The sequence below is a fragment of the Chelativorans sp. ZYF759 genome (assembly GCF_012911015.1).
In the GTDB taxonomy this organism is placed as follows: Bacteria; Pseudomonadota; Alphaproteobacteria; order Rhizobiales; family Rhizobiaceae; genus ZYF759.
On sequence record NZ_WVVV01000005.1, the window covers coordinates 268,706 to 288,061 of the forward strand.

Here is a 19,356-nt window from a genome sequence, read left to right on the forward strand (position 1 = left end):
CCGCGCTGGGCTGCTTGTCCTGTTGATTATCTCGTCCCCGGCGCTGGCTGAAGCGAGCGAACAGCCAATAATTCATCGGATATGCGCCCTGGTCGCGCTTCATGCCGACCAGAACGGGTTGCCACGCGACTTCCTGGCACGTCTGATCTGGAAGGAAAGTCGGTTCAACCCCAACGCCGTCAGTCCCAAGGGGGCGGAAGGAATCGCCCAGTTCATGCCCACCACAGCCGCAATGCGTGGGCTCGATGACGCGTTCGATATCGAGCAAGCGATTCCGACTTCGGCGGCCTACCTTGCCGAGCTGCGACAGAAATACGGGAATCTGGGCCTGGCAGCTGCCGCCTATAATGCAGGTGAGGGCCGCATCTCGCGCTGGCTGGACCAGGGCGGTTTTCTGCCTTTGGAAACGGAGAACTATGTCCTCGGCATTCTAGGCGAGCCGGCCGACATCTTTGTGGACCGGACACACCGTGCCAGCGTGCAGCCACTCGACCCTGGCCAGCCGTTCCCAGCCGCCTGTCGTGCCCTCCCGATCAGCGGGGCGGCCACCGTGGCAATGGCGAGCGTGCCGGTGAAACCTTGGGGCGTGCAGGTCGCGGGCCACTTCCGCCGCGATGTGGCAATCAGGCAATGGGAAAGGCTGAGGGCCAGCCATCCGTCGCTACTTGCCGATCATGAGCCGGTGGTCAGCAATGTCCGCTCGGCAAGGGGGCGCAGGGGCATTCATGCCGTGCGCATCGGCGCAAGCGATCAGGCCGAAGCAGATCGCATCTGCGATAGGCTGCGTGGTGCAGGAGCCGCATGCATCGTGCTTCGGAACCGGTAAGGCCGACAAGAGCTACTGGTGACAATACCACATTGGCTCGAGGGTCTTCTGGCTCGCCGGCATGAGGCGCGGCTTAACGAAGAGGTGACCAGAGGGAGACGTGACGATCGAGCAACTCAAGGCGGCAGCATTCGGCAATCGGTAACGATACGCATGTACCGTCATCGGGTGAAGGAACTTGGACCAACGCTCGAAGATCTGCACGCCGAGATCGGCAGGACCCTTGTGATCTGGGGGTGGCTCGAGGGCGAAATGATCGACGCCAAGACCAACTGGCGTCATGCCGCCCCTGAAGCAGCTACTGAGCCTTTGAGAATGTTCCTCATCGACCTCGCCGAGCCTCGTGGTGTGCGAAATGCCATTGCGCACGGGCTCGCGTCTTGCCATAGCGATCCATGGTCGGCTGACTACGAGTCCTACGCTATCTGCAGTACGCTCGACGGCGGCCTGAGGAAGTTAACGTTAAGCGATCTGCGTCGAACGCAGCAGCAGCTTGATCGCCTTCGTAACGTGCTGCGGACAATTGACACGCTCCCAGTCCCCGCCAAATCTCGACGAAGATACTGAGGCCGCTTTGCGCGCAATCCCGGCCGTTCAGTTGGTTTTTGAGAATCTCCGAAAGCCGACATTCGTTCCGCGCATGCAGCGGCGACGTTGCCCAAGGGGCCGCTACTGTCCGAGTGCCAATCGCGGTCATGTTTGTGTTGTCGGATGGGCAAGCGTTCACCCTCGTTCAGAGCCAAAAGCTGATCAGAGCCACAACTCCAATCAAGGCGGCTGCGAGCGTCACGGGAGTACCCAGCCGTATGAAGTCAGTGAAGCGGTAGCCTCCCAGGCTCATGACGATCATGTTGTTGTGGTGGCCGAACGGCGTGAGGAAATCGAGGGAAACGCCCAGAGCAATGGCAAGTAGAAACGGTTCAGGCGGCAGTCCCGCAGCATTTGCCAGGCCGATCGCGATCGGACCCAGCACGATGGCTGTGGAAGCATTGTTCACGAAGGGCGTGATGATCACCGCGAGCGCTAGCATGGCGCCGACGAGCGTGACATCACCGGCCGGCAGGATTGAGAGGAGCCCATCGGCAATAACCCTGGCAGTACCCGTCGTCTCCACCGCCTCACCAATAGGAATCATGGCTGCCAGCATGAGTAGAACGGGCCACGGCAGTTCCGAAAGTCCTTCACGCAGATTCAGCCAGCCGGCGAGCGCCAGCCCGACGACCACCGCGCCAAAGGCAAGCTGGGGGGAGGCAAAGCCGAAGGCGGCGAGTGCCACGCCGCCCAGAAAAACTCCGAGCGGTCGCCAGTCGGCCGGCCCCCGAGGGTCTGGGCCAAGACTTTCCAGCGCCAACATTTCGGTGTCATCCAGGGCTTCGCGCCGTTCCTGAGCATCGCCTTCGAGATATAGAACGTCGCCGATCGAAAGCTGAAGGTCGTCGAGCGTTCCTTCGATCCGGGGCGACTGGAGCGCGACAGCGCGGACGACGATGCCGCGCGACGAGAGCTGTTCCAGCATTCCTATTCTCGATCCGACGACTGTGCTTTCAGGCATGACAACAGCCTGACGCGCCAGCGTTCCAGGCGATGCGCTCCGATGTCGGAGGGCACCGTGCTCTATCAATCGCGACAATTCCATATGGTCGATCTCGGCGAGGACCCGATCCCCAGGCGCCATTGTCGCGACCCTTGGCATGAACAGACGTTGTCCGGCACGAGCGACTGAATGGACGATGAAGGGCAGCTCGGCCAAGGGCTTATCGGCAAGGCTGGAGTTCTGAGGCACTTCAACCTCGGTGAAGATGCTCCGAGATGGCGAGGACGGCTCCTCCGAACTTTCGCCGGACATCGGCAGGACCCGCGGCGCCCAGATGCAGATCGCCAACAATCCTGCCAGGGCGGTGGGCAGGCCGGCATAGGCAAAGTCGAAGAAAGCCAAGCCACGGCCGGTCGCCGCTTCGAGCTGCTGGCCGACGATCAAATTGGCGGGTGTCCCGACAACAGAACACATGCCCCCCAGCAGGGCGGCGAAGGCAATGGGCATGAGACCGAGTTGGGGGTTGAGATGGCTGGCGCGGCACACGCTGAAGACCACAGGGATCATCAACGCAAGTGCGCCGATGTTGTTCATGAACACAGATAGCGTCGCGGTGACGCCACACATCAAGGAGAGCAAGGCGGTTGGTCGCAGATGCAGCGCGACAATGCGTTCGGCCATTTGTTCGAGGAGGCCGGTGCGCGAAAGCACCTTCACAATCAGCAGGATCTCGACGACCGTGATGAAGGCTGGATTGGCGAAGCCGGAAAAGACGTTGGCAGGCTGCACCAGGGCAAGCAGAACACCAAGCGCGAGGCCCGAAACCGCCACGACCTCCATGCGGAAGCGGTCCAACAGGAAGACCACCAGCATCCCGCACAACAGAATGATCAGAAGTGTCTGCTCGAGTGCCAAGGTCAGCCGTTCCTCAACCGCAGCCGTCCTTCTAGCACATCAACACCGGCACGCCTCCCTTTCGCGCGGTCGATTCATGCGGACTCGATGACCCGTTCAGCCTGCGGTGCCGTGCTCTCGGGAAACAGCTTCCAGCTCCTGGGGCGAAACGCAACGCGCGTCCTGCTGGCAGCGGGATGGTCGATTGGCAGTTCGATCTCGACGAGGCTATGTTGACCGCCGATCGCCAATTCGACGCGCCGCATCGCCTCCACGCGACGGCTGGAGACAACGGTTCCTGCTATGCAGCCGGAGCAGCCATCGACGAGCTCGACGTCCTGTGGTCGGAAAAACAGGGTCCCAGAGCCATTCGGCGCCCGGATATCCGATATGCCGATGCTCCTGTCGTGAAGCCAGAGCTCTCCGTTCTCGATCCGCACGGGCAATCTGCTGGAGTCTCCGATGAAGCCATAGACGAAGGGCGAACGCGGCTTGTCGTAGACGTCGTCGGCCGTACCCACCTGCTCGATGCGACCCTGGCTCATCACGACGACGCGATCGGCGAGCTCGAGCGCCTCTTCCTGGTCGTGCGTGACGAAGACCGTGGTGTGGCCTGTCGCTTCGTGAATCTCGCGCAGCCAGCGCCGCAGGTCTCGGCGCACCTGCGCGTCGAGGGCTCCGAACGGCTCGTCGAGCAGGAGCACCTTCGGTTCGATTGCCAGCGCCCTGGCGAGCGCAACCCGCTGCCTCTGCCCGCCAGAAAGCTGGCTCGGATAGCGCTTCTCGAGCCCGGGGAGCTGGACGAGTTCGAGGAGTTCGCTGGCCCGGCGACGAATCTGCTCCGGCGAGGGACGCAGGCCGCGCGGGCGAACCTTCAGGCCGAAACCGATATTCTCGGCCACGGTCATGTGTCGGAACAGTGCGTAGTGCTGAAAGACGAAGCCCACATTTCGCTCCTGCACAGTCTTTTCGGAGGCATCCTGATCGCCGAACAGGATCGCTCCCGCGGTCGGGAAGTCGAGCCCGGCGATGAGGCGGAGCAGCGTCGTCTTCCCGGAACCCGAAGGCCCCAGCAGCGCGATGAGTTCGCCCGACCTGATGTCGAGAGAAACGTCGTGTAGCGCGGCGAAGCGATCGAACTCCTTGCGGATATTCCTGATGATGAGTTCCATGACGATCTCCTCAATGTCCTCTGCCGGCAGCGGCGATCTGATCCGCGTAGCGCCATTCAAGCCACGATTTTATGACGAGGGTGACGAGTGCCAGCGCGGCCAGCAGCGAAGCGAGCGAAAACGCGGCCACCGAGGCGTATTCGTTGTAGAACAGCTCGACCTGCAGCGGCATCGTCACCGTTTGCCCCCTAAGCCTGCCCGAGATGACGGCAACCGCGCCGAATTCGCCCATCGCGCGTGCGTTGCAGAGCAGCACGCCGTAGAGAAGTGCCCATTTCACGTTGGGCAGCGTGACGAAGAAGAAAGTTTGCCACCCATTCGCGCCAAGCGACAGCGCGGCTTCCTCATCGCCGGTTCCCTGGTCTTCCATCAGCGGAATGAGCTCGCGCGCAATGAAGGGAAACGTCACCAGAATAGTCGCCAGGACGATGCCCGGCACAGCAAAAATGATGCGTATCTCGAAGTTTTCGAGGAGGAAGCCGCCGATCACCGAGTTGGTGCCCAGGAGCAGAATGTAGACGAGTCCTGCCACGAGGGGCGAGATCGAGAAAGGCAGATCGATCAGCGAGACCAGGAAGGTGCGACCAGGGAAGCGGTATTTGGCGATTGTCCAGGCGGCGGCGATGCCGAAGATCAGATTGCAGGGCACCGCGATCGCAGCCACGAGCAGCGTCAGGCGAATAGCGGCCAGCGCCTCCGGACTGCGAAACGTGTTGAGATATTCGCCGATCCCGAGCCGGAACGCCTGCGCGAAGACGGTTGCCAGCGGCAGCAAAAGGAAGAGCGACAGAACCGCGACGACGAGGGCGACGAGCACGTACTGGACCGTGCGGGATTCCGTGGTGGGCGGCGTCTGGACAGGGCGAAAGGTCGTGCCGACCGAACGCCCGGCGATCGGATGCGTGGCAAGATCAGACATGGCCGAACCTCCTCCTGCTCCATGCCTGGATCAGATTGATCACCAGGAGAATGATGAACGAGACCGTCATCATGACGGCGGCGATGGCGGCGGCGGCGGGGTAGTTGAATTCCTCGAGGCGGAAAACGATCAGCAGCGGCAGGATCTCGGTCTGCCGCGGCAGGTTGCCGGCGATGAAGATCACTGAGCCGTATTCACCCACCGCGCGCGAGAAAGCGAGCGCGAAGCCGGTAAGGATAGCCGGTACCAGGTTTGGAAGAAGCACCTGAACAATGGTCGTCAGGCGTGACGCGCCGAGCGTCGCCGAAGCCTCTTCTACCTCGCGGTCGAAATCCTGCAGCACCGGCTGCACCGTGCGCACGACGAAGGGCAACCCGATGAAGACGAGCGCGATCCAGATGCCGATGGGCGTATAGGCAATGCGGATGCCCAGCGGCGCGAAAAACTGCCCTATCACGCCCGACGGGGCGTAGATGGCGGTCAGAGAAATGCCGGCCACAGCCGTCGGCAGCGCAAAGGGCAGGTCCACCACCGCGTCCAATACGCGCCGCCCGGGAAAGCTGTACCGGGTGAGTACCCAGGCAATCAGCACGCCGATCACGACATTGAACATGGCAGCGAGGGCGGAAGCGCCGAAACTCAGCTGCAGGGCGGCCAGGAATCTTGGTCCGGTGACGATGCGCACAAAGGCGTCCCAGTCGAGCTGGAATGTGTGGATGTAGATGCCGATGATCGGAATGATGACGATGATCGACAGGTAAAAGATTGTGAAGCCGAAGGTTAGCCGGAAGCCCGGAATGATGCTCGCCTCCCGGAATCGAATTTTTGCCATCTGCCTCACCGCCGCTGGTAGAAATCCAGGCAGGAGCTGCGCACCTGCAGCCCCTGCCGTTTCAGGATGTCGTTCAGTTGTCGGAGTAGATCTGGTCGAAGATTCCGCCGTCCCCGAAATGCTCGCCCTGGGCGACAGCCCAGCCGCCGAACACCTCGTCGATGGTGATAAGCTCGACATCGGGGAAGCGAGCTACGTCTTCGGGATCGGCATGCTCGGGGAACTGCGGACGGTAGTAGTTGGCGGCGATGATGCGCTGTGCCTCCCGCGTGTACAGATACTCCAGATAGGCCGTCGCCAGTTCGCGCGTGCCACGCCGGTCGACATTGGCGTCGATGACGGTGACCGGCGGTTCGGCGAGGATCGAAAGTGACGGCACGACGATGTCGAAGGAGCCTGGTCCTAGTTCCTCCAGCGCTAGGAACGCCTCGTTTTCCCAGGCAAGCAGGACGTCGCCCAGGCCACGCTCCACGAACGTGGTCGTCGAACCGCGCGCGCCGCTGTCGAGAACCGGAACATTTCCATAGATGCGACCAACAAAGTCCTGGGCTGCTGCATGGTCGCCGTCGGTGCGCCGCAGTTCGTAGCCGTAGGCGGCGAGATAGTTCCAGCGTGCCCCTCCCGAAGTTTTCGGATTGGGAGTGATGACCTCGATGTCATCGCGGACGAGATCGTCCCAGTCCAGGATGTTCTTCGGATTGCCCGAACGGACCAGAAAGACGATGGTCGAGAGATACGGCGATGAGTTGAGTGGGAGTTTTGCCTGCCAGCCGGGCTCGATGAGGCCAGCCGCCTCGACCGCGAGAATGTCTCCAGCCAGAGGCATGGTCAGCACGTCGGCATCCAGCCCGTCGATGACGGTGCGCGCCTGAGAGCCCGAACCGCCATGAGTGGTGGAGATGTCGACCGTCTCCCCGGTCGTCTCCTGCCAATGAGCGGCGAAGGCGGCGTTGAACTCCCGATAAAGTTCGCGTGTGGGATCGTAGGATACGTTGACCAGCGTCTGTTGGGCAAAAGCGAAGCCCAGGCCGCCGAATTGAACCGTCGCGGCTAGTGCTGCGGTAAAGAGCAGGGATCGTCGAGAGTGGGCCATATCTGCCTCCATTCGTTGCACCTTAACTCTATCGAGTTGGTCGAGTAATGAAATGCAGTTTCATCCTAAAATGCAGCGGCTCTTTGGAATTATCTTCTAGGGAAGGCGTGCTTTGCCCAGGGATTCTTGCTCATCCGCCGCAAGGCTGTCCGCGATGGTCGTGCGATCCAGCACCATTCGTGTGGCATCTGCCACCCTTGCGAAGACGCGTCTTATCTCGCAGCGTTCCTCGCTGGCACAATCCTGGCAGCGCCGATATGCCATGCGCGAAAGGCACGGAAGGGGCGCGACGGGACCGTCGATAATCCTCAGAACCTCACCGAAAGTAATGTGGTCAGGCTGCCGCAACAGCAAATACCCGCCCGATTTGCCGCGCCGACTCGCAACGATCCCATGATGTTTCAGATCAAGCAGTATCTGCTCAAGGAACTTCTTGGGTATGCTCTGCTCATCCGCGATATCGGATATCAGGCGGGTCTCGTCGGGCGACCCGGTCTTCGCCAAGGCTACCAGTGCCCTCAGTGCATATTTGGCCTTTTGGGATATCATCGTCTCGGTTTTGCTCTTGCCCGGTCCGACGTCAAGGAAAACCTTCAGATCGGGGCGGGACGTTCTGGCTATTGGGGCATCGGCGGCCCAGGTCGCGGGGTCCCCGGATTCAAGTTTCAAATCGCCCCCCTTCGGCTTGACGATCAGCGCTGATCCATACTCTATTAACTCGACCGTTTAGATCGTGATAATAGCTGAGGGGGTGGTTGGCAATGCTGCCGGGCGGGGAATCATATGATGCTCTATCGCGGCCGGCCCTGGAAATCGAACGGTGCGCTCAGCCCATGGTTCAACGCTCGCGTCGATGAACTGGTGCGTCGAGGTTGGATGGTACGATCGGCGCCCTGGCGCAACCACTTGCTCTGGCAGAATGGGGCCACCATTCGTGACGGGCGCGTTGCGCTGATCGTCCTTCCGGTCGGCAGCCGCCTGCAGTCGGCGGCGGAGTACGAACTGCTTCTGGCCACTGAAATCGTCGAGGCCGAGATGCGTGCACTGCATTGGAACCCCCGGGCCGAAAGAGAAGTGGGACAGGCTGGCCCCTTTCGTCGGCATGATCGGCGCCTTCCATGGGATCAGATTTGTCGATGTCGAACGCCACCTCCTTCGGATTCGGCACCGGTTGGGAACGAATTGAGGCCCACTGGCGAGCGGACAGATGCACTCTGCGAACGGCCTCGCACTTACCGCGCGGGGGAGGTGGGCGTCTGGGAGTCGATGTCTTGTAAAATAGAACTGGCCTCACCGCAGCCCCATCCACTCTTCCCTGTGGACCTGCGAGAACTGACAAGTCCGCGTTCGTGCTCTGGAACGACGGCAGAAATGATCTTCCAGCAGCCGGGTATGGGGCTGCCACCAACGACTGAAGCGGGGTGGTATGCCCAAAAACCTGCCGTTGGGCACCAAGAACGGCAGGCAGCCACTGTCGTTCAAGCAGCTAGAGGCACCTAGAAACGTGGAAGCAGAGTTCCCTGGGGCGAAGGATACTGCTCACGCCGTTCCGACGAAGTGCAGCGCGAGGCCAGCTATAGCGCAGCCTGAAAGGACGGTCACAGGGCCTAGCTTGAAGCGGAAGACTGCAACAATGGCCAGCAGTACCAGTGCCGCAGCCGCCACGTTCAGCGTCGACCAGACCGGCACATCGAGTTCGAGGCCGAATGACGTCACGGTTCGTACCTCGTCGAAGACGACATGCAGACCGAACCAGAGGGCCAGATTCATGATGACGCCCACCACTGCGGCCGTGATTGCTGTCAGTGCTGCCGTCAGTACCTTGTTGTCCCGGAGGCGCTCGATGAAAGGGGCGCCAAGAAAGATCCACAGGAAGCAGGGCGTGAAGGTCACCCATGTCGTCAGCAGCCCGCCAAGCGTTCCCGCCATCAGCGGAGACAGGCCGCCCGCCTCGCGGAACGCTCCCATGAAGCCCACGAACTGCGTCACCATGATCAACGGGCCGGGGGTGGTTTCCGCCATGCCGAGCCCGTCCAGCATTTCGCCCGGAGCGAGCCACCCGTAGTTCTGCACCGCTTCCTGCGCGACATAGGCCAGCACCGCATAGGCGCCGCCGAACGTCACCACCGCCATGATGCTGAAGAAGCCCGCGATCTGGGCAAAGACATTAGCCGGACCGAAGACGGCGAACAGCAGGCCGACCGGCGCGAGCCAGAGCACAAGGAATACCGCCGAGATGCGAAACGCCCAGGCGCGGTTGACCTGTGTATGTTCCGGCGACTCCTCCCCGAGCAGTGTATTGGCATCATCGACCTGGACCTTGCCCACCTTGCCGTGTCCGTCGCCGCCCTGGAACGCAGGCAGACCCGCCTGCGCGCCGAAGAACCCGATCAGGCCAGCAGCGAGGATGATCAGCGGGAACGGAATGGCAAAGCCGAAGATCGCCACGAACGAGGCGGCGGCGATGGCGACCATCGCGCTGTTCTTCAGTGCACGCGAGCCGATGCGGATGACCGCCTGGACCACGATGGCCAGTACCGCGGCCTTGAGCCCGAAGAACAGCGCCTCGACCGGTCCGACATTGCCGTAGAGTGCGTAGACCCAGCTGAGCGCCATGATCGCCACGACACCAGGCAGCACGAACAGGAGGCCAGCAATGATGCCGCCCAGCGTGCGATGCATCAGCCAGCCGATATATACGGCAAGCTGCATTGCCTCCGGCCCGGGCAGCAGCATGCAGTAGTTGAGTGCGTGCAGGAACCGCTTCTCGCCCAACCATCGCTGCTCTTCGACAAGGATGCGGTGCATGAGCGCGATCTGGCCCGCCGGGCCGCCAAAGCTCAGCAGGCCGATGCGGCCCCAGATGCGGATGGCCGAAGCCAGGGTTGGATATGCGCGGTCCTGCATCAGTCTGCCTTCGGCTTGTTGGTGGGCCAATTGTGAGTCTCGTCGCTTGCGTCCCGCGCCCAGCGATAAAAGGCGTCGTAAAGCAGCATCCCGGCGTCGAGCTGTTCCAGATCGTCGGAATACATCCGCGACAGGCCGAGCGAGGCCGCGAGCAGCCCTGCCGCCTCCGGAGCGAGGTCAAGCCGGGCGGTGTCGGCGCCGCGCACGATGGTCGCGAGCCGATCGAGCGCCGGAATGGCAAGTCCGAACTCATCCAGCATCACGTCGAAGGTGCAGAGCTCGCCCCGATGGCTCCAGAACACCTCCTCGATATCGAAGGGGGACGCATTGTAGCGTTCGGCCACACCCACCACCTCGGCAGGCGCCACGAACAGGATGACTGCGCGCGGATCGAGAAAGCGACGGATCAGCCAGGGACAGGCGATGCGGTCAATCTTGGGCCTGGAGCGCGTGACCCAGACAGTGCGGCCCTGTGCATCCCGTGCCGGCAGCTTCGCCGGATCGATCAGCGGCAGCCCGACTGACCGCCAGGCTTCGAACCCGCCTTCGAGATATTCCGACGAACAACCCTCGGCGCGAAGCCAGGCGGCTGTGCCCTGGCTGCGCCGGTGGCCGGCCTGGCAGACGGCGATGGACGGCTGCCCGCCGAGCTGCGGCACAAGAGCGGCAAGCGCCTGGTCATCGATCCGGGCGGCGCCAGGGAGCAACCGTGGATCGGCGGCGAAATCTTCCTCGGACCGCACGTCGAGCAAGAGCGGTGCGCGCGGAGTTCCGATGATACGGGTGAGTTTGTCGAATGAAATGGCATTGGGCGCAGGCATGTGCGTTCCTCCGTCGCCGGGATTGATGTGGAACGCGATCTTCGGCTGGCGCCTCGTGGGGAGCTCGCAATCCCCATGGGGCTTAATTACCGGCGTCTCGCGCTGATCGTCAACCCGACCTGCAGCGCATCAGGGAAAAACAGTTGTCTTTGTAGCGGCAGGTGTCAGGCCAAGTCGAAGCAGGGTCTACGACCGCAGGGATACGGAGCCGCCTTGGAGATCAGCCACTGGTCAACGGCCGCTTTCGCCCCCCCGATTGCCGGGAGGGGACAGTCCGGAGTCGGCCCCGAACACGTCCTTCGCGATTGGCCCAGTACACCCATCCACCAGCTGGGCGACACGTCCCGCCTGTCCCCCAGTATCGCAATCCGACCGTCATCCATCCCCGTTGCAAAAGCGATACGACCTCACCCGCCCATGCAGAACCGCCCCCACGCCTCCATTAGCTCACGCCGCCGGTCGAGGTATGTCGTGCGGGCATAAGCGGCCACCACCTTGTCGGCCTGCTGGTGCGCAAGCGCCGCCTCGATAATCTCCGGCGAGTAATCGGTCTGTTCGCGCGCCCATGTCGAGAAGGACGAGCGGAAGCCATGGACAGTGGCGCCGTCATCTCGGACGCCGCGAAGACATTGCAGCATAGCCATGTTGGACAGGGTAGGGGCTTTGGCCCCGGGGAACAGGTACTCGCTCGTCCGCGGCAGGCCAGCGATCAGATCGACTGCCGCCGCCGACAACGGCACACTGTGCTCCGCACCCGCCTTCATCCGGTCAGCCGCCAATGACCACAGCTTCTCATCCAGATCGATCTCAACCCATGTCGCCAGCAAGGCCTCGCTGGTTCGCGCTGCCGTAAGGATGGTGAACAGCAGCGCCTTCGAACTCACCGAGGCCAGCGTGCCGATGTCAGCCGCCACGGAAGGCACTTCCCGGTAGGGCACGGCCGCATGATGCTTCTGCTTGCCCCGCTTCACCTTGCCCAGTGAGGGCAGGAGATGTTCGAGCGGTCCGGTGCGGCTGGCAGGGTTGTCGCCGGTCCGATATCCCATGGCCGTTGCCCAGCCCAGCACCTTGTCGATCCGGCCGCGGATGTTGCCGGCCGTCTGCGGCTTCTCATGCCAGATGGGCTTTAGCACCTTCACGACGTCATCGATTCCGACCTCGTTGACGGGCTTGTTGCCGAAGACGGGATAGACGTAGTTCTTCAAGGTCGAGGACCATTGCCGGCGGTGCTTCTCGTTCCTCCAGCTCGCCTCATGCGAGGCAATGTAAATGCGGGCGCATTCCTCGAAGGTCGGCATGGGCTTGGCTGCCGCGTGCTGCTGGTGCTTCTCCTGCCGGGCGGCTTTTCTGTCGCCGGCAGGATCGGCGCCATCACGGATCTGGATGCGCAGCCGATCAGCCTGGTTCTTCGCTTCGGCGAGGCCGACGTCTCTGGCGGATTTGAGCCCGACCACCTTCGGCTTGCCATTGACCCAAATAGCGGTAGAGCCAGCTTCTGGTGCCCTGATGGCGGACCTGCAGATACAGATTGTCGGCCACCCAGTGCATGCCGATCTCGCGCAGGCCGTCCACCTCTCGTTGAGACAGGGCGCGTCGCCGTGCCATGGGGTTCGTCCTCGTCGTTGATCGTTCGCCGTCGATGATTGCTTGGTCGGGCGGAACAGTCCAGTGCGGGCGGGGCAAGAGGATTAGCGAATTCATCACATCGTGCCCCGCCGGAACGCTTGGGATCTGACGCAGGGCTTTCGACGAAGCAGGTCCACCGACCACGAAGACAGTGCACAGGCCGACATCATTTTGCCGATAGCAAGCTCAAGCGTTCAGATGTATTCTGCTCTCGCCAAACTCACTGGTGCTTTGAGGGGAGGGTTAAACAGATGCCTCAAATAGCAGAGAACTTCTTCAAGCTGGCCGTCGTCTTCCTGATCTTCGGAATTCTCATGGGACTCCAGATGTCGATCAGCGGCAACCACAGCGTTATCGGCGCGCATGCACACACCAACCTGGTCGGCTGGGTTACGATGGCGCTCTTCGGCGGGTATTACGCCGTCAATCCAGCAAAGGCAGAGACCAGACTCGCCCGGATCCATTTCTGGTCATTCGCTGTCGCTGCCGTCATTCTCGCGCCGTCCCTGTACGCGATGTATATGGGCTTTACCGCCATCGAACCACTTCTGGCGATCAGCTCGATCGTTGCCTTCCTGTCGGTGCTCGTATTCGCAGCCATCGTGTTCACCAAGGCTGAGGCGACCGTGAGGCCGCCAGCAACCGCTGCAGCCGCCTGACACGCACTGGCCCGACACCTCCTCTAGTGGGCATGTCGGGCCTTGCTCCACTGAGCCTGAAGACGGTCTAGCGCTTCCGACGATGCACTGGTGATCCTGCCGCATCGCTGAGGTCCTTCGAGGGTTTCGCGCTTTGGGATTGCTCTTGGGGCAGATATCGCGACGGCAGTGAGTTGCTGGCCACGCAGCCGACTTCACGATGCCGCGCGTTGCAGCCCAGGAACTGGTCAGATCGGCATAGGAGGGCCCGACATGTCTGTCGTTCCAGTTCGGATTCTCCCGACGATTGTCATCTCGCAGTTCGCCGCTACGTCGCTGTGGTTCGCCGCAAATGCGGTGATGCCCGATTTAGAGCGCAGTGCGGGCTTGCCGACTTCTGCCGTCGGCAAGATTACGATCGCCGTGCAGCTTGGCTTCATCGCTGGCACACTGGTCTTCGCCTGGCTGTCGATTTCGGACCGTTTCTCACCGCGTATCATCTTCTTCCTGTCCACGCTCGCCGGCGCGACAGCCAATGCCGCCACGTTGCTGAGTGGAGGCGAGGTCCTGCTCGCGGCGCGGTTCGCAACCGGCTTTTTTCTCGCTGGTATATACCCCGTAGGCATGAAGATTGCGGCGGGCTGGTACGACCGTGACCTCGGCCTCGCATTGGGGTGGTTGGTTGGGGCGCTGGTACTTGGAACTGCACTTCCCCATCTCGTCCGCGGGCTGGGTGGCGATTTGCCTTGGCAGGCAGTGATCCTGTCGGTCTCGGCGATTGCGATCGCTGGCGGCCTGGCGATGCTGCTTCTCGTTCCGGACGGCCCGCATCTCAGAGCGGGCGCAAGGTTCGATCCGACCGCATTCGCGACGATCTTCCGCTCGGCCCAATTCCGCGCGTCAGCCTTCGGCTATTTCGGCCATATGTGGGAACTCTACGCGTTCTACGCGTTCCTGCCGGTGTTGCTGGCGGCGCGCCTCGGCAGCGATGGCGCCGCGACCTCTTTGTGGAGCTTTGCGGCAATTGCCGCCGGCTTTCTCGGCTGCGTTGTCGGGGGATACCTCTCGAGGGTCATCGGAAGCCTGCGCGTTGCCTCTATCCAATTGACGGCGTCCGGCTCGTGCTGCCTCCTCTCGCCGTTGATGTTCATGGCACCATTGCCGGCGTTCCTCTCTTTTCTCCTGTTCTGGGGCGTGGTCATCGCGGGCGACTCGCCGCAATTCTCCGCACTCAACGCCCGTTTCGCTCCATCGAAGCTCGTCGGCTCGGCGCTGACGATCGCCAATTGCATCGGCTTCTCAATCACAGCAATTTCGATCGCGCTCCTTGCCTTGCTCATCGAAATCGTCGGAGCGCAGTATGTTTTCGTGTTGCTGGTGGCTGGGCCGGTGCTCGGGCTGGTAGCGTTAAGGCAAGTGGCCGCGAACTGAATGATTCCAGACTGACGTCTCTGGCGGATTTGAGCCCGACCACCTTCGGCTTGCCAGTCACCCAATAGCGGTAGCCAGCTTCTGGTGCCCTGGTCGCGGATCTGGAGATACAGATTGTCGTCCACCCAGTGCATGCCGCTTTCACGCAGGCCATCCACTTCTCGCTGAGACAGGGCGCCTCGCCGTGCGATGGGGTTTGACCTCGTCGTTGAGTTTGTTCAAGGCGGGATGATTGCTTGGTCGGGGGGCATAGTCCAGCGCCTGAAAGTAACTTGGCAATTGTCCCCCTTGCTACTCGGGGGGGCGGTTAAGAAGGACACGGTGTATGTCCCCACCCAGTGGGCCGGTTGACGGGCAAGCCGATAGCTGATTTGTTCACATGGAGAAGAATTTTCGCTATGTGAAAAGGCAGACGATGGAAGCCAGGAAGTTGAACGTCGCGATCGTGGGTGGAGGCATTAGCGGTCTGGCGGCTGCCGCCGCGCTCTTGCGCAAGGGTGTATCCGTCCAGGTCTTCGAGCGCGCCGACACGCTGGGCGAAGTGGGAGCGGGCATCCACATGACACCGAACAGCCTCCGACCGCTTTACGCGATGGGCATGGAGAAGGCGCTGAAGTCTGCTGGCGGTGATGTGTCGGGTAAGTCCGAATATTGCCACATGGACGGAACGGTGGTCTCGCCGATCCTCACCCACGATTCGGCCCTGAACCAGACTTACGGCATGCACCGCGCTGATCTACTTTCGATTCTGGCCGATCAGCTCCCCGAAGGCACCGTGGTCACCGGCCACCAATGTGTGGGGTTCGAGCAGACCGACGAAGAGGCGACACTGCATTTCGCCAACGGCCAGACCGCGAACGCCGACCTCGTCATCGCGGCGGATGGCATTCATTCGGTTCTTAGGGAATTCATCACCGAGCCTACCCAGCCGGTTCATTCAGGCTCGGTTGCGTTTCGCGGCCTGATGCCGCTTGATAGGCTGGACAGCTGGCGCGACAAGGCGTTCCTGGTTTGGATGGGACAGCGTCGGCACTTCATGGCCTTCCCCGTCCGCGGCAACACGATGCTCAACTACGTTGCCTTCGTACCGACGACGGAGGAGACGGCGGAATCCTGGTCTGCCCATGGCGACCCCGTCGCACTTGCCGCCGAGTTCAAGGGCTGGGATCCCCGGGTTGAACACCTTCTGTCGCGCGTCGAATCCTGCTTCTGGTGGGGTCTCTACGATCGCGAGCCACTGCCCAGCTGGACAAAGGGCCGCTTGGGTCTTCTGGGAGACGCCGCCCATCCCATGCTGCCGCATCTCGGGCAGGGCGCCAATCAGGGCATAGAGGATGGAGTCGCGCTGGCCTGTTTCCTGGCCGGCAAGGATCGGCGCGAGGCCCCTCAGGCATTGCGCGCCTACGAAGAGTTCCGCCGGGAGCGAACTGCAATTGTCCAACTCGAGTCGCGACAGAACGGGCGCCGGTACGATTCAGAATACCAGGATATCCGGCAGCGCGACGAGGAAATCGCCAACTCGGCCAAGTTCCGCAGATGGCTCTACGACTACGATGTCGAACTCGAAGCGTTAGAGGCCGCGCGGCGGGCGTAGCGCGCGTCCCCAATACCTGGAATCAAGGGAGGAAAATCGATGACAAAACTGACGATGAAACTGGCCAAACTGGCTTTGCCGCTGTTTGCTGGCACGCTGGCAGCTACCGCGGTACATGCTCAGGAATACACGCTCAACATGACGCATCACCTGTCTCCGCAGGCGATCGGGCACAGGCTGTTTCTTGAACCCTGGGCTGAGCGGATTGCGGAGGCCTCTGACGGGCGGCTCCAAATCAACATCTTCCCGGCGCTTCAGATGGGCGGCTCGGCTTCGGACGTCTATTCGCAGGTTCGCGACGGCGTGGCCGATATCGGCTGGACGCTGCCCGGCTATTCGTCGGGACTGTTCCCGATCACTGAAGTATTCGAACTTCCTTTTATCGCCGGTTCCGCTACCGCTACCGCACCCGCGCTGATGGAATTCCACGACTTGTACCTTCAGGACGAATGGTCAGAAGTGAAGGTGCTTGCCCTCCACATGACGGCGCCTGGCGGGTTGCACACGGTCAGCACGCCCATCCGCACGGTCGACGAGATGCAAGGTGTGCGGATCAGGGCACCCTCGGCAATCGGACTGACTGCCCTTGAGGAGTTCGGTGCGGTTCCGGTCGGAATGCCCGTTCCGCAGGTTTATGAAGCCCTGCAGCGGAATGTGATGGAAGGTGCGCTCCTTCCCTGGACCATCATGGGGCCAACGCGGCTCTATGAAGTCACCGCCTATTCAACCGATCTGCGCATTCTGGCATCGACTTTTGTCCTCTTCATGAACAAGGGGACCTTCGAAGCGCTGCCTGATGACCTGCAGCAGGTGCTGGAAGACAACAGCGGCATGGAACTGGTCAAGCAGGCCGGCGTCTTGTGGGACCAGGACGAGGCTGATGCACGTGATCGTGCCATCGAGGCCGGCGTCGAGATCATCGAGCCGAGCGAGGAGGAACTGGCCGCCTGGCACGAAGCCGCGCAGCCGGTGCTCGACAGCTGGGTCGCCGCCATGGACGCACGCGGCCTTCCCGGCCGGGAGATGCTCGGCGAAGCGCGCGCGCTGATCGAGAAATACGAAGACGGACAGCAGTAGAACCTCATGGCGTCTCAGCACGATCAGGACGAACTTCTGCCGGCATCGGGCTTCGGTCTGCTGCTGTACAAGGCCTCGGCCGGCCTGGCGCTGTTGGGCGGCTTCATCCTGCTGGCGGTGGTCCTGATGACCACCGCCAGCGTGGCTGGCCGCTACCTGTTCCGCATGCCCGTACCCGGCGACTACGAAATCGTCGGGATCGGCTGCGGGATCGCCATCCTGTTCTTCTTTCCCTATTGCGAGATGGCGTCGGGTAACATCAAGGCCTCCTTCTTCACGGACAATCTGGGCGATCGCTGGAAGCAGCTGCTCAACATGATTGCCGAAGTGCTGTTCCTGGCAACCGCCGGACTGCTGACCTGGCGGTTCGTGATGGGGGGATTGCGGCGTATGGCGGACGGCCAGTCATACATGTACACGCAGATGCCGATCTGGTGGGCCTACATCCCTGCCACATTCGCCATGAGCCTGCTGGTCATCGTGGCCGTCTATCGCCTTTTCGACTATGCCCAACGGTTCAGGAGCCAGAGCAGCACATGACCGGTTCCCTCCTTGCGCTGATCCTCCTCATTGCGATGATTGGCCTGATCGTAGCGCGCGTCCATGTGGCGGTGGCGATGTTCGTTACCGCCGCGGTGGGCTTCGGATTAATTACCAACTGGAACGCGCTGTTCAACCTGCTCAACAACATGCCCTGGGGCCGCGTTTCCTACTATGGCCTGACCGTCATTCCCCTGTTCGTGCTCATGGGCCAGGTTGCGCTTCATGGCGGTTTCGGTCGATCGCTGTTCGAGGGCGTCAGGACGTGGGTTGGCCACTGGCCGGGCGGCCTGGCCATCGCTGCGCTGCTGGGCTGCGGTGCCTTCAGTTCCATATCGGGCTCGTCAGTGGCCACAGGGGCGACCATGGGCGGCGTCGCGCTGCCCGAGATGAAGCGCTACAACTATGCCGGCTCGCTTTCCACCGGCACGCTGGCCGTCGGCGGGACGCTCGGCATCCTCATCCCGCCTTCCATCATCCTGGTGATCTATGCCAGCCTCGTCGAACAGTCGATCGGGGCGATGTTCCTTGCCGCCGTGGTGCCCGGACTGATAGCCCTGCTGGGCTATGTCGCCACGGTCGCGATCATCGTCTGGCGCAATCCAAACGCCGGGCCGGCGGCGCCCCGCGTCCCGTTCCGGGAACGCTTCCGCATCGTCTACGACCTGGTCCCGATCGGGACCATCTTCGCCATCGTGATCGGCGGCATCTATGTCGGCATCTTCACACCCACTGAGGCGGGCGCGATCGGCGTCTTTCTCGTCGCTCTTGCGGCCTTCCTTCGTGGTGAACTCGACGCTGCCAAGGTCCATGCCGCGCTGATGGATACGGCAAGAACCACGGCGATGATCTTCCTCATCCTGATCGCCGCGGAACTTTATGGCTCCTTCATCGCAGTGTCGGGCGTCACACGCGCCCTGACCGACATGATCGTGGGCAGCGAGTTGTCGCCCTACATCATCCTGATCTTCATCCTGTTGGTCTATCTCATCGGCGGTTTCGTGATGGATGCCATGTCGATGATCCTCATCACGGTACCGGTGTTCTATCCTGTTCTCGCCACGCTCGACTTCGGGCTCTCGCCGGATGCGTTCGCCATCTGGTTCGGTATCCTGGCGCTGATCATGGTCGAGATGGGCCTCATCACACCGCCGATCGGGTTGAACGTTTATGTCGTAAACTCGATTGCCAAGGATGTTCCGATTGTACAGACGTTCAAGGGAGTGGTGCCGTTCCTGATGAGCGACATCATTCGCGTCGGCTTGTTGATTGCAGTGCCGTGGTTCGCGCTGTGGTGGATGGTTTGAACTGTGCTTTTCCCGAGCCCTGACGGCGTCTTGCCGGAGGTGAGGTCGACTGCCAGTGCTTGTATTGTTGATAAGGAGGCTGGCGATCCCTATACGAAGCTACTTTCCCAGCCATCAGGAGAAGCCCAGATCGGCCGGCCCGAGG

General features: G+C 61.8%; 17 protein-coding genes. 8 read left to right on the forward strand and 9 right to left on the reverse strand.

The annotated features are described in order from the left end of the window. The first annotated feature begins 10 nt into the window (after positions 1-10). Together GRZ55_RS10765 and GRZ55_RS10770 are read left to right on the forward strand one after the other, a co-directional pair. Positions 11-826 carry a lytic transglycosylase domain-containing protein gene (locus GRZ55_RS10765; protein ID WP_246734685.1) on the forward strand — a complete coding sequence of 272 codons (816 nt, stop codon included), beginning with the start codon at positions 11-13 and terminating at the stop codon, positions 824-826. Positions 827-979: 153 nt separating this feature from the next. Continuing rightward, the gene (locus GRZ55_RS10770) at positions 980-1,393 is read left to right on the forward strand and encodes a hypothetical protein (RefSeq protein ID WP_169286908.1); all 414 of its coding nucleotides are present in this window, start codon (positions 980-982) and stop codon (positions 1,391-1,393) included. Positions 1,394-1,559: 166 nt separating this feature from the next. Here GRZ55_RS10770 and GRZ55_RS10775 read toward each other — a convergent pair whose 3' ends face one another. The 9 genes from GRZ55_RS10775 to GRZ55_RS23415 form a co-directional block, all read right to left on the reverse strand. Beyond that, complete coding sequence (locus GRZ55_RS10775) at positions 1,560-3,275, reverse strand: SLC13 family permease (RefSeq protein ID WP_169286909.1); 1,716 nt, start codon at positions 3,273-3,275, stop codon at positions 1,560-1,562. A gap of 74 nt (positions 3,276-3,349) precedes the next feature. After that, positions 3,350-4,426 carry a sulfate/molybdate ABC transporter ATP-binding protein gene (locus GRZ55_RS10780; protein WP_169286910.1) on the reverse strand — a complete coding sequence of 359 codons (1,077 nt, stop codon included), beginning with the start codon at positions 4,424-4,426 and terminating at the stop codon, positions 3,350-3,352. A gap of 10 nt (positions 4,427-4,436) precedes the next feature. Further along, the gene (gene cysW / locus GRZ55_RS10785; protein WP_169286911.1) at positions 4,437-5,345 is read right to left on the reverse strand and encodes a sulfate ABC transporter permease subunit CysW; all 909 of its coding nucleotides are present in this window, start codon (positions 5,343-5,345) and stop codon (positions 4,437-4,439) included. Next, a complete protein-coding gene (gene cysT / locus GRZ55_RS10790; RefSeq protein ID WP_169286912.1) occupies positions 5,338-6,177 on the reverse strand; it encodes a sulfate ABC transporter permease subunit CysT in 840 nt (279 codons plus the stop codon). The genes cysW and cysT overlap by 8 nt, the downstream gene beginning before the upstream one ends. Before the next feature lie 73 nt (positions 6,178-6,250). Next, entirely contained in the window at positions 6,251-7,270 is a 1,020-nt protein-coding gene (locus tag GRZ55_RS10795; protein ID WP_169286913.1) for a sulfate ABC transporter substrate-binding protein, read from the reverse strand. A 96-nt stretch (positions 7,271-7,366) separates the two neighbouring features. After that, on the reverse strand, positions 7,367-7,819 hold the full coding sequence (locus GRZ55_RS10800) for an Rrf2 family transcriptional regulator (RefSeq protein WP_169286979.1): 453 nt from the start codon (positions 7,817-7,819) through the stop codon (positions 7,367-7,369). Positions 7,820-8,809: 990 nt separating this feature from the next. Beyond that, positions 8,810-10,177, reverse strand: a complete 1,368-nt coding sequence (gene chrA / locus GRZ55_RS10805; protein WP_169286914.1) for a chromate efflux transporter — start codon at positions 10,175-10,177, stop codon at positions 8,810-8,812. After that, positions 10,177-10,998 (reverse strand): sulfurtransferase/chromate resistance protein, encoded by an 822-nt coding sequence (locus tag GRZ55_RS10810; protein WP_169286915.1) that lies wholly within the window; start codon positions 10,996-10,998, stop codon positions 10,177-10,179. Before GRZ55_RS10810 ends, chrA begins: the two co-directional genes overlap by 1 nt. A gap of 407 nt (positions 10,999-11,405) precedes the next feature. Continuing rightward, the gene (locus tag GRZ55_RS23415; protein WP_169286916.1) at positions 11,406-12,452 is read right to left on the reverse strand and encodes a site-specific integrase; all 1,047 of its coding nucleotides are present in this window, start codon (positions 12,450-12,452) and stop codon (positions 11,406-11,408) included. 423 nt (positions 12,453-12,875) lie between these two features. On the opposite strand from GRZ55_RS23415, the gene GRZ55_RS10820 reads away from it, so the two are divergent. The 6 genes from GRZ55_RS10820 to GRZ55_RS10845 all read left to right on the forward strand — a co-directional run bounded on the left by GRZ55_RS10820 (position 12,876) and on the right by GRZ55_RS10845 (position 19,211). Next, positions 12,876-13,283: a hypothetical protein gene (locus GRZ55_RS10820; RefSeq protein ID WP_169286917.1), complete on the forward strand. Its 408-nt coding sequence runs from the start codon at positions 12,876-12,878 to the stop codon at positions 13,281-13,283. A 252-nt stretch (positions 13,284-13,535) separates the two neighbouring features. After that, positions 13,536-14,693 (forward strand): MFS transporter, encoded by a 1,158-nt coding sequence (locus GRZ55_RS10825; protein WP_169286918.1) that lies wholly within the window; start codon positions 13,536-13,538, stop codon positions 14,691-14,693. Between the two features lie 379 nt (positions 14,694-15,072). Next, positions 15,073-16,287, forward strand: a complete 1,215-nt coding sequence (locus GRZ55_RS10830) for an FAD-dependent monooxygenase (RefSeq protein ID WP_246734674.1) — start codon at positions 15,073-15,075, stop codon at positions 16,285-16,287. 39 nt (positions 16,288-16,326) lie between these two features. Continuing rightward, on the forward strand, positions 16,327-17,364 hold the full coding sequence (locus tag GRZ55_RS10835; RefSeq protein WP_169286919.1) for a TRAP transporter substrate-binding protein: 1,038 nt from the start codon (positions 16,327-16,329) through the stop codon (positions 17,362-17,364). Positions 17,365-17,370: 6 nt separating this feature from the next. Beyond that, on the forward strand, positions 17,371-17,904 hold the full coding sequence (locus GRZ55_RS10840) for a TRAP transporter small permease (protein ID WP_169286920.1): 534 nt from the start codon (positions 17,371-17,373) through the stop codon (positions 17,902-17,904). Further along, entirely contained in the window at positions 17,901-19,211 is a 1,311-nt protein-coding gene (locus GRZ55_RS10845) for a TRAP transporter large permease (protein WP_169286921.1), read from the forward strand. The genes GRZ55_RS10840 and GRZ55_RS10845 overlap by 4 nt, the downstream gene beginning before the upstream one ends. Positions 19,212-19,356: the final 145 nt, after the last annotated feature.